Origin of the sequence: Pseudomonas haemolytica (assembly GCF_009659625.1) — a bacterium.
Classification (GTDB): Bacteria; Pseudomonadota; Gammaproteobacteria; order Pseudomonadales; family Pseudomonadaceae; genus Aquipseudomonas; species Aquipseudomonas haemolytica.
The window spans coordinates 62709-73864 of the sequence record NZ_VOIW01000001.1 but is presented as its reverse complement, the minus strand read 5'-3'; the positions used below and the strand labels follow the sequence as shown (position 1 = coordinate 73864).

12 protein-coding genes and 1 tRNA gene are annotated in these 11156 nt (G+C 59.1%); 7 read left to right on the top strand and 6 right to left on the bottom strand.

The genetic code is table 11. The annotated features are described in order from the left end of the window. The first annotated feature begins 13 nt into the window (after positions 1 to 13). On the top strand, positions 14 to 319 hold the full coding sequence (locus FRT59_RS00375; protein WP_034118003.1) for a YkgJ family cysteine cluster protein: 306 nt from the start codon (positions 14 to 16) through the stop codon (positions 317 to 319). A 69-nt stretch (positions 320 to 388) separates the two neighbouring features. Here FRT59_RS00375 and FRT59_RS00370 read toward each other — a convergent pair whose 3' ends face one another. From FRT59_RS00370 to hemA, 6 genes are all read right to left on the bottom strand, one after another. Next, on the bottom strand, positions 389 to 907 hold the full coding sequence (locus tag FRT59_RS00370) for an acyloxyacyl hydrolase (protein WP_153870131.1): 519 nt from the start codon (positions 905 to 907) through the stop codon (positions 389 to 391). Positions 908 to 1019: 112 nt separating this feature from the next. Further along, on the bottom strand, positions 1020 to 1814 hold the full coding sequence (murI, locus tag FRT59_RS00365) for a glutamate racemase (RefSeq protein WP_153870130.1): 795 nt from the start codon (positions 1812 to 1814) through the stop codon (positions 1020 to 1022). Next, a complete protein-coding gene (moeB, locus tag FRT59_RS00360; RefSeq protein ID WP_034118000.1) occupies positions 1807 to 2562 on the bottom strand; it encodes a molybdopterin-synthase adenylyltransferase MoeB in 756 nt (251 codons plus the stop codon). The genes murI and moeB overlap by 8 nt, the downstream gene beginning before the upstream one ends. Then, complete coding sequence (gene prmC / locus FRT59_RS00355; RefSeq protein ID WP_153870129.1) at positions 2556 to 3386, bottom strand: peptide chain release factor N(5)-glutamine methyltransferase; 831 nt, start codon at positions 3384 to 3386, stop codon at positions 2556 to 2558. Before prmC ends, moeB begins: the two co-directional genes overlap by 7 nt. After that, on the bottom strand, positions 3387 to 4469 hold the full coding sequence (prfA, locus tag FRT59_RS00350) for a peptide chain release factor 1 (RefSeq protein WP_012722110.1): 1083 nt from the start codon (positions 4467 to 4469) through the stop codon (positions 3387 to 3389). Then, entirely contained in the window at positions 4466 to 5755 is a 1290-nt protein-coding gene (gene hemA / locus FRT59_RS00345) for a glutamyl-tRNA reductase (protein ID WP_034117998.1), read from the bottom strand. The genes prfA and hemA overlap by 4 nt, the downstream gene beginning before the upstream one ends. Before the next feature lie 182 nt (positions 5756 to 5937). Between hemA and FRT59_RS00340 the strand changes: the two genes are divergently transcribed. The 6 genes from FRT59_RS00340 to FRT59_RS00315 all read left to right on the top strand — a co-directional run bounded on the left by FRT59_RS00340 (position 5938) and on the right by FRT59_RS00315 (position 10996). Further along, positions 5938 to 7662 (top strand): tetratricopeptide repeat protein, encoded by a 1725-nt coding sequence (locus tag FRT59_RS00340; protein ID WP_034117997.1) that lies wholly within the window; start codon positions 5938 to 5940, stop codon positions 7660 to 7662. 4 nt (positions 7663 to 7666) lie between these two features. Beyond that, positions 7667 to 8284, top strand: coding sequence for a lipoprotein insertase outer membrane protein LolB (gene lolB, locus FRT59_RS00335; RefSeq protein ID WP_034117995.1), 618 nt, complete (start codon positions 7667 to 7669; stop codon positions 8282 to 8284). 64 nt (positions 8285 to 8348) lie between these two features. Continuing rightward, complete coding sequence (ispE, locus tag FRT59_RS00330) at positions 8349 to 9152, top strand: 4-(cytidine 5'-diphospho)-2-C-methyl-D-erythritol kinase (RefSeq protein WP_052224562.1); 804 nt, start codon at positions 8349 to 8351, stop codon at positions 9150 to 9152. A gap of 37 nt (positions 9153 to 9189) precedes the next feature. Then, positions 9190 to 9264, top strand: a tRNA-Gln gene (locus FRT59_RS00325). Positions 9265 to 9310: 46 nt separating this feature from the next. Further along, complete coding sequence (locus tag FRT59_RS00320; protein ID WP_003208392.1) at positions 9311 to 10252, top strand: ribose-phosphate pyrophosphokinase; 942 nt, start codon at positions 9311 to 9313, stop codon at positions 10250 to 10252. Between the two features lie 138 nt (positions 10253 to 10390). Further along, positions 10391 to 10996 (top strand): 50S ribosomal protein L25/general stress protein Ctc, encoded by a 606-nt coding sequence (locus FRT59_RS00315; protein ID WP_005784612.1) that lies wholly within the window; start codon positions 10391 to 10393, stop codon positions 10994 to 10996. Positions 10997 to 11156: the final 160 nt, after the last annotated feature.

Genomic DNA, 11156 nt, shown 5'->3' with positions numbered 1-11156 from the left:
ACACTGCGCGCCTATGACCAACATCCCCCATATTCAAATCACCGAACCCGCCGTCACTTGCTCGACGTGCGCGGCCTGTTGCTGCCAGTTGGAAGTCATGCTGATCACCGACACTGGCGTGCCGCAGCGCTTTATCGATACCGACGATTGGGGCGGGGAAGTGATGCTGCGCCTGGACGACGGCTGGTGCGCCGCGCTGGATCGAGACACGATGATGTGCACGATTTACGCACTTCGGCCATTGATTTGTCGGGAGTTTGAGATGGGGGCGCCGGAGTGCCTGGAAGAGCGTGAAGGCCTCGCGACGGTGTACCGCTGATCCTGCGATGAGCAGAGATCTAAATGTGGGAGCGAGCCCGCTCCCACAAGGGACTTCAGTGTTGTTGAATTACAGCGGCATGGTGTAGTGCAGCGCGTAGCTCTCTACCCCATCGTTATTGCTGCTGATCCCGGCGTTGGAATAGTGCGTGGCACGAATGCCCACTTCATGCCCGCCCTTGAACCGCAGGCCGAAACCCAGACGGTCCTCGAACTGAAAAGATTGGCCGATGTTGTTGTCTTCCAGGCGGGTGCGGGAAAACAGCGCCACACCGATACCGGCCTCGATGTAAGGCTTGACCGACTCGCCGGCAAACTCATACACAAACACCGGCGAGAACGACAGGCTGCTGGCGCCTGCACGGTCGTCACCTTCCCAATACGTGTAAGCGCCACTCCAGTAGCCGGTCAGGCGGCCAACGTTGCTTTGCATCCAGCTTTTATCCCAATCCGAAGTCAGACCCAATCGATAGGTCAACGTCGAATCACTGGTGCTCCCCAACCCGAACTCCAGGCCAGCGGCCTGGGCTGAAACAGAGTGTCCCAACACAGCGGCCGCAATCGCAGCCAAACAGAACAAGCGCTTCATAAGAAACGATCCTATGCGAACAAAGTTATATGGTTGTAAACAGGCTAACGGGCTATAGAAGCTGACGCATAGACAGAAGTTCAGCTTTTATCAGCGCTATTTCACGAAATTTTCACGAGGCGAAGCTTCGCACAAATCCGGGATGTTTCCAAAGTGTCGGTAGGATATTTCTTAGGTGGTACGGATCGCCGCTGGTCCAGAACTGTGCAGTTTCGGGCTCGTCAATGGCAAGCAGGTCGCGCTCACCCAATAAACGCTTGAGTTGGCGCGCAACGGCGGCACCGGTGTCGATGAGGGTGATACTGGGGGGCAGCATCTGCGCCAGGAGAGGCTTGAGGAAGGGATAGTGAGTGCAACCCAGGATGATGGTGTCGCACCCGGCGCTGAGCAGCGGCTCGATATAGCCCTGCAACAGCTTATGCAAAGCGGGGCTGTTCAAGTCACCGGTTTCAATCAACTCCACCAGGCCCGGACACGGTTGGGTAATCACCCGCACATCGGTGGCGAAGCGGTCGAGCAGAGCGGCGAACTTGGCGCTTTGCAAGGTGCCGGTGGTGGCGAGCACACCGACGACGCCACTATGAGTGGCAGCAGCGGCAGGCTTGACCGCAGGCTCCATGCCAACCAATGGCCAATCGGGGTAGTCCTGGCGCAAATCGGCAACGGCGGCGACGGTCGCCGTATTACAGGCAATCACGAAGGCCTTGGCGCCCCGCTCGCGAAAAAACTCAGCCACGGACCGGGAGCGCTCAAGAATGAACGCCGGGGTTTTCTCGCCATAGGGGATGTGCCCGCAATCCGCCACGTACAACAGTGACTCATGGGGCAATAACTGCTGGATTTCCTCCAGCACCGTCAGACCGCCGATGCCGGAGTCGAACACACCGATGGGCGCGCCCTTAACCATGCTGGGTTCCGCAGACGCTGCAGCCAGGGTCGCGTTTGACGCGCAACTCGCGAAAACGCGTGGCCAGAGCATCGATCAGCAACAGGCGGCCCACCAATGGTTCACCAAAACCGGCCAGCAGCTTCAACGCTTCCAACGCTTGCAAGCTGCCGACCACTCCTACCAGCGGCCCGACCACGCCGGCTTCGCTGCAGGTCAGCTCGGTTTCGCTGCCGTGCCCGTATAAACAGTGGTAGCACGGGCTGTCGGCTCGACGCGGATCGAACACCGACAATTGCCCCTCAAGGCGAATCGCCGCACCACTGATCAACGGCTTCCCAACGGCGACACAGGCCGCATTGACCGCTTCGCGGGTGGAGAAGTTGTCGCTGCAATCAAGCACCACGTCCACCGCGGCGACAGCGGCGGCCAGCGAGTCGGCATCCAGCGCGGTGCGATGGGCAACCAAGGTGATTTCAGGGTTGATCGCGCTCAGGCGACGCAGGGCCGAATCGACCTTGGTCAGCCCCACGCTGTCGGTGTCATGGATGATCTGGCGCTGCAGGTTGGTCAGGTCGACAGTATCGAAGTCCGCCAAGTGCAACTCACCCACGCCGGCAGCGGCGAGATACAGCGCAACCGGTGCGCCCAGGCCACCCAGACCGACGATCAGCGCGCGGCTCTGTTTCAGGCGCAACTGGCCATCGATGTCGACATGCTGCAACAGAATCTGTCGGCTATAGCGCAACAGCTCCTGGTCGGTCAGCACGGGCGGCGCCCCAGGCTGATGCGTTCGTGACCGCCGAGGTCGATGCGGCTGTGTACGCCTTCAAAACCCTCGCGGAGCAATAAGTCACGCACGGCCTGGGCCTGGTCGTAGCCGTGCTCGAGCAACAACCAGCCACTTGCATTCAGATAAGCCGGGGACTCTTTGATGATCAAGCGTAAATCGTCCAGGCCATCGTGACCCGCCACCAGAGCACTGGCCGGCTCGAAACGCACATCGCCGGCCACCAGGTGCGGGTCATTGTCGGCAATGTAGGGCGGGTTGCTGATGATCAGGTCGAAAGTATGACCTTGCAACGCGCTGAACCAATGACTGTTCAACACCGTGGCGTTATTGAGGTGCAGGCGCTGGCGATTGCGCTCGGCCAAGGCCACGGCTTCCAGCACGCGGTCAACGGCCGTGACCTGCCAGGCCGGGCGTTCGCTGGCCAAAGCCAAGGCGATGGCGCCGCTGCCGGTGCCCAGGTCGAGAACCTTGGCGGGTGTGGCAGGCAGCAATTCCAGGGCGGCTTCCACCAGCAGCTCGGTTTCCGGACGCGGGATCAGCGTGTGCGGCGCGACCTCCAGGTCGAGCTTCCAGAAGCCTTGCTGGCCGAGGATATACGCCACTGGCTCACCGCTTCGGCGACGTTGCAGATAGTTGGCAAAGGTCAGAGCGTCTTCACTGCTGACGATTTTTTCCGGCCAGGTGTGCAAGTAGCTGCGGGACTTGCCCAGGGCAGCGGCCAGTAACAGCTCCACGTCCAGGCGCGCAGTCGGCGAATCGGGCAAGTCGGCGGCGCGCAACAGGCTGGCAATGATGGTCATTTATTCACCTATCGCCGCCAGTTGATCGGCCTGGTACTCGGCGAGCAACGGCTCGATCACCGCATCCACACCACCGGCAAGAATCTCGTCCAGGGAGTAAAGGGTGAGGTTGACCCGGTGGTCGGTGACCCGGCCCTGGGCAAAGTTATAGGTACGGATACGTTCAGAGCGGTCGCCAGAGCCCACCAGCAGCTTGCGCTCGCTGGCAATCGCGTTGGCGGCGGCGCTGGTCTGCTGGTCATTCAGCTTGGCCGACAGCCAGGACATGGCCCGCGCACGGTTCTTGTGCTGGGAACGTTCTTCCTGGCACTCCACCACGATGCCCGACGGCAAGTGGGTGATACGGATCGCCGAGTCGGTCTTGTTGACGTGCTGGCCACCCGCGCCCGACGAGCGGTAGGTGTCGACGCGCAAATCTGCCGGGTTGATCTCAATGGCTTCTTGCTCGTCCGGCTCAGGCAACACGGCCACGGTGCACGCCGAGGTGTGGATACGGCCCTGGGACTCTGTCGCAGGAACACGCTGCACACGGTGCGCACCGGATTCGAACTTCAGCTTGCCATAGACGTTGTCACCTTCGACCCGGGCGATGACCTCTTTATAGCCGCCGTGCTCACCTTCATTCTCGGACAGGATCTCGACCCGCCAGCCCCGCCGCTCGGCATAACGCGAATACATGCGGAACAGGTCGCCGGAAAAAATCGCCGCCTCGTCGCCACCGGTGCCGGCGCGGATTTCGAGGAATACGTTACGACCGTCGTTAGGGTCCTTGGGCAGCAACATGCGTTGCAGGTCGCCTTCGAGCTCGGCGAGCTTTTCCTTGGCTTCGCGGACTTCTTCCACGGCCATTTCGCGCATGTCCGGGTCGCTGTCCTTGAGCAGCGCCTGGGCGCCCTCGAGGTCAGCCTGCACTTTCGTGAGGTGTTTGTAGGTGGCTACAATCGGTTCAACTTCGGCGTACTCCTTGGAATAAGCACGGAACTTGGCCTGATCGGAAATGACCTCACCATCGCCGAGCAAGGCGGTCAGTTCTTCGAAACGGTCCTGGAGTACGTCCAGTTTATTGAGCAGTGACGCTTTCATTGCGGTTTTTTATCCGAAGAGCTGTCTGACGCGCCCTCACCGAGGGCAAAGAGTTCCTGGGCCATGGCCAGCGCATCGAGGCGGCCTTCGGCGGTAAGCTTTTTCAACTGGACGCTAGGGGCGTGGAGCAGCTTGTTGGTCAGGCCGCGGGCCAGTTGCATCAGCACCTCTTCGGCGCCGCTGCCGTTAGCCAGCATACGCTGGGCCTTGATCAACTCTTCATCACGCAGACGTTCGCCCTGCTGACGATACGCCTTGAGCACATCCACCGCCGCCAGTTCACGCAGGCGCACCATGAAATCTTCGGCACCGATGCTGACCATTTCCTCGGCGGCCTGGGCGGCGCCCTGGCGGCTCTTGAGGTTTTCAGCAACCACTTCATGCAAGTCGTCGACGCTATAGAGGTAAACGTCGTCCAACTCGCCGACTTCGGGTTCGATATCCCGCGGAACGGCGATATCCACCATGAAGATCGGCTTGTGCTTGCGCAGCTTCAACGCGCTCTCGACCGCGCCTTTACCCAGAATCGGCAACTGGCTGGCGGTGGAGCTGATGACGATATCACTGCGCACCAGTTCAGCCGGGATATCCGATAACAACACGGCGTGGGCACCGAACTGCTCGGCGAGGATGCTGGCGCGCTCCAGCGTGCGGTTGGCGACCACAATACGCTTCACACCCAGCTCATGCAGGTGACGGGCGACCAAGGTGATGGTTTCACCGGCGCCGATCAGCAGGGCCTGGCTGCGCTGCAAGTCACTGAAAATCTGCTTGGCCAGGCTGACAGCGGCGAAAGCCACGGACACCGGGTTTTCACCGATAGCCGTGTCGGTTCGCACCTGCTTGGCGGAATTGAAGGTAGCCTGGAACAGCCGGCCCAGCAGTGGGCCGACGGTGCCAGCCTCACGCGCGACGGCGTAGGCGGACTTCATCTGACCAAGAATTTGCGGTTCGCCCAACACCAGCGAATCGAGACCGGCCGCCACGCGCATCATGTGACGAACTGCCGCATCCTCTTCATGCACATAGGCACTGGCGCGCAGGTCATCAAGGCTCAAATGGTGATAATCGGCCAGCCAGCGCAGTACGACATCCGCTGACAGATGCTCCTGCTCTATATAGAGCTCGCTACGATTGCAGGTCGAAAGGATCGCAGCTTCGCGGCTGTCGGTGAGACGGCAGAGCTGCTGCAAGGCCTCAACCAACTGCTCAGGCGTAAACGCCACGCGCTCGCGCACGTCTACGGAAGCAGTCTTGTGGTTAATACCGAGTGCAAGGAAGGCCATTCAATATCGCTGATGATGTCGGGAAGCCGACAATTGTCCTACTTCGAAAGATCCAGAACAACCACCGTCGTCTATTGTCCTAATACGTTATGCCTATAAAGGCCTCCATTGAGACTCGGTTATGTTTGGCCGAAGGCTTGTGTCATGATGATCCGACCGCAGGTTAGTCGTCCTCTTCCTATATGAATAGATCTTCCGCGTTGCTCCTTGCTTTTGTCTTCCTCAGCGGCTGCCAGGCCATGGCACCCGTGTCGCCGGACAGTACGCCGCCGGCGGAAGACAGCACCCCCGCCCCTGAAAAGCCCAAGGTTTATTCCTCGTTCAGTGAAGAAACGGTCTACAGCCTGCTGACCGCTGAACTGGCTGGCCAGCGTAATCGTTTCGATATTGCGCTGGATAATTACGTGACCCAGGCCATCAATACCCAGGACCCGGGCATCTCCGAGCGAGCGTTTCGCATCGCCGAATACCTGGGCGCCGACCAGGCTGCGCTGGACGCGTCCTTGATCTGGGCAAAAAACGCCCCGGATGACCTGGAAGCCCAACGTGCGGCTGCCGTGCAACTAGCGCGTGCGGGGCGCTATGACGACTCCATGGTCTATATGGAGAAAGTCCTGCAGGGCAAGGGCGACACGCATTTTGACTTCCTCGCGCTGTCGGCCGCCGACACCGACCAGGACACGCGCAGTGGCCTGATGAAGAGCTTCGACCGCCTGCTGCAAAAACACCCCAAGAACAGCCAGTTGATTTTCGGCAAGGCCCTGTTGCTGCAACAGGATGATGAAGCCGACGCCGCGCTCAAATTGCTGGAGCAGAACCCACCGGAAGATGGCGAGATCGCGCCGATCCTGCTGCGCGCACGTCTGTTGCAGAACCTCAACCGTGGCAAGGAAGCCATTCCGCTACTGGAAAAAAGCATCAAGAAATACCCGGACGACAAGCGCCTGCGCCTGACTTATGCACGGATGCTGGTAGAGCAGGACCGCATGGAAGACGCCAAAGTGCAGTTCGCCAATCTGGTCCAGCAATACCCGGATGACGATGAATTACGTTACTCCCTGGCGCTGGTGTGCCTGGAAGCCAAGGCCTGGGACGAGGCCAAGGGCTACCTGGAAGAGCTGATCGAACGTGATAGCCATGTGGACTCGGCGCACCTGAACCTCGGCCGTATCGCCGAAGAGCGCAACGATCCGCAGGCCGCCCTGCTGGAATACGCCCAGGTCGGCCCCGGCAATGACTACCTGCCCGCCCAATTGCGCCAGGCTGACATCCTGATGAGCAACGGTCGCACCGACGAGGCGGAAAAACGCCTGGCCGCGGCCCGCGATGCTGAGCCGGACTACGCTATCCAGCTTTATCTGATCCAGGCCGAGACCTTATCGGCCAACAAGCAGGGCGAGCGCGCCTGGAAGCTGCTGCAACAGGCGTTGCTGCAATACCCTGACGATCTGAACCTGCTCTACACCCGCGCCATGCAAGCGGAAAAACGCAATGACCTGGCGCAGCTGGAAAAAGACCTGCGCCTGATCATCAAGCGCGACCCGGACAACGCCATGGCACTCAACGCGTTGGGTTACACCTTGTCCGACCGCACCACGCGCTACGCCGAAGCCAAGGTGCTGATTGAGCAGGCCCACCAGCTCAACCCGGAAGACCCGGCCGTTCTCGACAGTCTTGGCTGGGTGAATTACCGCCTGGGCAACCTCGACGAGGCCGAGCGCTTGCTGCGCCAGGCACTGGAACGCTTCCCTGATCAAGAAGTTGCCGCCCACCTGGGCGAAGTGCTCTGGGCCAATGGCAAGCAACGCGAAGCACGACAAATCTGGGAAAAGTTCCTCAAGGAACAACCCGAAAGCCCCATCCTGCGCGGCACCATCAAGCGCCTGACCGGATCCGAGACCCTTTAAGCTTATGTTCTTGCGCCACATTATTGTTTTCAGCTTCATCGCCCTGCTCGCCGGTTGCGCGGGCTTTGGCGCCCGTGAATCCGTAGAAGGCCAGGGCAACCCGGCGCAATGGAAACAACACAAGGACCAGCTCAGCAGCATCGATGGCTGGCAGATCGAGGGCAAGGTCGGGGTTCGGGCGCCGAAAGACTCCGGCAGCGGCACGCTGTTCTGGCTGCAGCGCCAGGACTATTTCGATATTCGCCTCTCGGGCCCGCTGGGCCGTGGCGCAGCTCGCCTGACTGGCCGGCCGGGGCAAGTGAGCCTGGAAGTGGCCAACCAGGGCCGTTACGAAGCGACTTCCCCGGAAGAACTGCTGGAACAGCAGATCGGCTGGAAGCTGCCCGTCTCGCACCTGGTCTGGTGGGTGCGCGGCTTACCGGCGCCTGACAGCAAGAGTCGCCTGGGCCTCAACGGTGACAGCCGCCTGGCCACCCTGGAGCAGGACGGTTGGCAGGTGGAGTATTTGAGCTACGTTGAACAACATGGCTATTGGCTGCCCGAACGCATCAAGCTGCACGGCACCGACCTTGACGTCACGCTGGTGATCAAGGATTGGCAACCGCGCAAGCTGGGGCAATGACGTGACCACTGCTCTTTTAGAAAAACAGGGCCTGACCCTGCCCTCCCCGGCCAAACTCAACTTGATGCTGCACATCCTCGGGCGCCGTGAAGACGGCTACCACGAGTTGCAGACGCTGTTTCAGTTTCTCGACTACGGCGATGAGCTGACCTTCGCCGTGCGTAACGATGGCGTGATCCAGTTGCACACCGAATTTGAAGGCGTGCCCCACGACAGCAACCTGATTGTGAAGGCCGCGAAAAAACTTCAGGAACACTCCAACTCCTCGCTCGGCATCGATATCTGGATCGACAAGGTCCTGCCCATGGGCGGTGGTATCGGCGGCGGCAGCTCGAATGCCGCGACCACTCTGTTGGGCCTGAACCATTTGTGGCAACTGGGCTGGGACCACGACCGCCTTGCCGCATTGGGCCTCACACTGGGCGCCGACGTCCCGGTTTTCGTGCGTGGGCACGCCGCGTTTGCTGAAGGCGTGGGGGAGAAACTCACCCCTGTAGAGCCCGAAGAACCTTGGTATGTCGTGCTTGTGCCGCAAGTATCTGTAAGTACAGCAGAAATTTTTTCAGATCCGTTGTTGACACGTAACTCTTCTCCCATTAAAGTGCGCCCCGTTCCCAAGGGAAACAGTCGAAATGACTGCTTACCGGTTGTAGCAAGGCGTTATCCAGAGGTACGTAACGCTTTGAATTTGTTAGGTAAATTTACCGAAGCAAAATTAACCGGAACTGGAAGTTGTGTGTTTGGGGGCTTCCCAAGCAAAGCTGAAGCTGATAAAGTCTCGGCCCTTCTTACAGAGACCCTTACAGGGTTTGTAGCAAAGGGAAGCAACGTTTCGATGTTGCATCGCAAGCTGCAAAGTCTGCTCTAAAAGGAACCGAGTGTTAGGCACTCGTTGCAACAGATACAGGGGCGTCGCCAAGCGGTAAGGCAGCAGGTTTTGATCCTGCCATGCGTTGGTTCGAATCCAGCCGCCCCTGCCATTTTCTAATACTCATCCAGGTTACCCTCAGCCTCTAGGTACTGCGCGTGTCCAAGATGATGGTCTTTACGGGGAACGCCAACCCCGATCTGGCTCGGCGTGTCGTACGTCAGCTGCATATCCCTCTCGGTGACATCTCTGTCGGTAAATTTTCCGACGGCGAAATTACAGCCGAGATCAATGAAAATGTCCGCGGTAAAGACGTCTTCATTATTCAGCCGACCTGCGCTCCGACCAACGATAACCTGATGGAACTCGTCGTGATGGCTGATGCCTTCCGCCGCTCCTCAGCGACTCGAATTACAGCTGTAATCCCTTACTTTGGTTATGCCCGTCAGGATCGCCGTCCGCGTTCCGCACGTGTAGCGATCAGCGCGAAAGTCGTTGCTGACATGCTGACCGTGGTAGGTATCGATCGTGTTCTCACGGTTGACCTGCACGCTGACCAAATTCAGGGGTTCTTCGATATTCCGGTAGATAACATCTACGGCTCCCCCGTACTGGTGGATGACATCGAAGACCAGCGCTTTGAAAACCTGATGATCGTGTCCCCGGACATTGGTGGCGTCGTGCGTGCACGGGCTGTTGCCAAATCCCTGGGCGTGGACCTCGGGATCATCGACAAACGCCGTGAAAAAGCCAATCACTCTGAAGTGATGCATATCATCGGTGATGTCGAAGGGCGTACCTGTATTCTGGTTGATGACATGGTCGACACCGCTGGCACCCTGTGCCACGCGGCAAAAGCCTTGAAAGAGCACGGTGCAGCAAAAGTCTTCGCCTACTGCACACACCCTGTGCTGTCGGGCCGAGCGATCGAGAACATCGAGAACTCCATGCTGGACGAACTGGTGGTGACCAACACCATCCCGTTGTCCGCAGCTGCTCAAGCCTGTTCGCGTATCCGTCAACTGGATATCGCACCGGTAGTTGCCGAGGCGGTTCGCCGCATCAGCAATGAAGAATCGATCAGTGCGATGTTCCGCTAAGGGTCAAACCTTCGGAGCACCTCACTGACGAAAAGCGCCCCGCCCCAACATTCTGTTGGGGCGGGGCTTTTTTGCCCATATCGCCTTTAGCGCTGGTCGCAAACGCTGGGGCGAATGTGGTTATTTTGGAGATACAACATGAACGATTTTACTCTGAATGCTGAAGTGCGTTCCGACCTGGGGAAAGGTGCGAGCCGCCGCCTGCGTCGTCTCGCAAGCCTGGTTCCAGCTGTAGTCTACGGTGGCGACAAAGCCCCTGAGTCCATCAGCATGCTGGCTAAAGAAGTTGCCAAACTGCTCGAAAACGACGCGGCCTACAGCCACGTTATCGAACTGAACGTTGGCGGCAAAAAGCAAAACGTTATCATCAAGGCCCTGCAGCGCCACCCTTCCAAGGGCCACGTACTGCACGCTGACTTCGTACGCGTTGTAGCCGGTCAGAAACTGACCGCTATCGTGCCTGTACACTTTGTTGGTGAAGAAGCTCCGGTCAAGAAAGGTGGCGTTGTTTCCCACACCACTACCGAGCTGGAAGTAAGCTGCCTGCCGAAAGACCTGCCTGAGTTCATCGAAGTCGACCTGTCGGCTGCTGAAATCGGCACCATCATCCACCTGTCCGACCTCAAGGCCCCTAAAGGCGTTGAGTTCGTTGCACTGGCTCACAACGACGACAAGGCTGTTGCCAACGTCCACGCGCCACGTGTTGTAGCAGAAGATGAAGCAGGCGAAACCGCTGCAGAGTAATACTCTCTGCAACGAAAGGAGCTTGAGGGAACATCGCGGACCGAAACGTAGCGAGAAAGCGGGCGACAACGCGAAGTTTATCTCTGGATAAGTGAGCTCCTGTCGTCCACTTTCGCCGCACTCAGGTCAGGCGATGTTATCCACAACTCCAAAGGAAGGG

Excerpts from the sequence above, each read along its gene's own strand:
- FRT59_RS00340 (WP_034117997.1), top strand. The coding sequence starts at position 5,938 with ATGAATAGATCTTCCGCGTTGCTCCTTGCTTTTGTCTTCCTCAGCGGC.
- FRT59_RS00370 (WP_153870131.1), bottom strand. The coding sequence starts at position 907 with ATGAAGCGCTTGTTCTGTTTGGCTGCGATTGCGGCCGCTGTGTTGGGA.
- murI (WP_153870130.1), bottom strand. The coding sequence starts at position 1,814 with ATGGTTAAGGGCGCGCCCATCGGTGTGTTCGACTCCGGCATCGGCGGT.
- FRT59_RS00375 (WP_034118003.1), top strand. The coding sequence starts at position 14 with ATGACCAACATCCCCCATATTCAAATCACCGAACCCGCCGTCACTTGC.
- hemA (WP_034117998.1), bottom strand. The coding sequence starts at position 5,755 with ATGGCCTTCCTTGCACTCGGTATTAACCACAAGACTGCTTCCGTAGAC.
- prmC (WP_153870129.1), bottom strand. The coding sequence starts at position 3,386 with ATGACCATCATTGCCAGCCTGTTGCGCGCCGCCGACTTGCCCGATTCG.
- lolB (WP_034117995.1), top strand. The coding sequence starts at position 7,667 with ATGTTCTTGCGCCACATTATTGTTTTCAGCTTCATCGCCCTGCTCGCC.
- FRT59_RS00315 (WP_005784612.1), top strand. The coding sequence starts at position 10,391 with ATGAACGATTTTACTCTGAATGCTGAAGTGCGTTCCGACCTGGGGAAA.
- ispE (WP_052224562.1), top strand. The coding sequence starts at position 8,349 with ATGCTGCACATCCTCGGGCGCCGTGAAGACGGCTACCACGAGTTGCAG.
- prfA (WP_012722110.1), bottom strand. The coding sequence starts at position 4,469 with ATGAAAGCGTCACTGCTCAATAAACTGGACGTACTCCAGGACCGTTTC.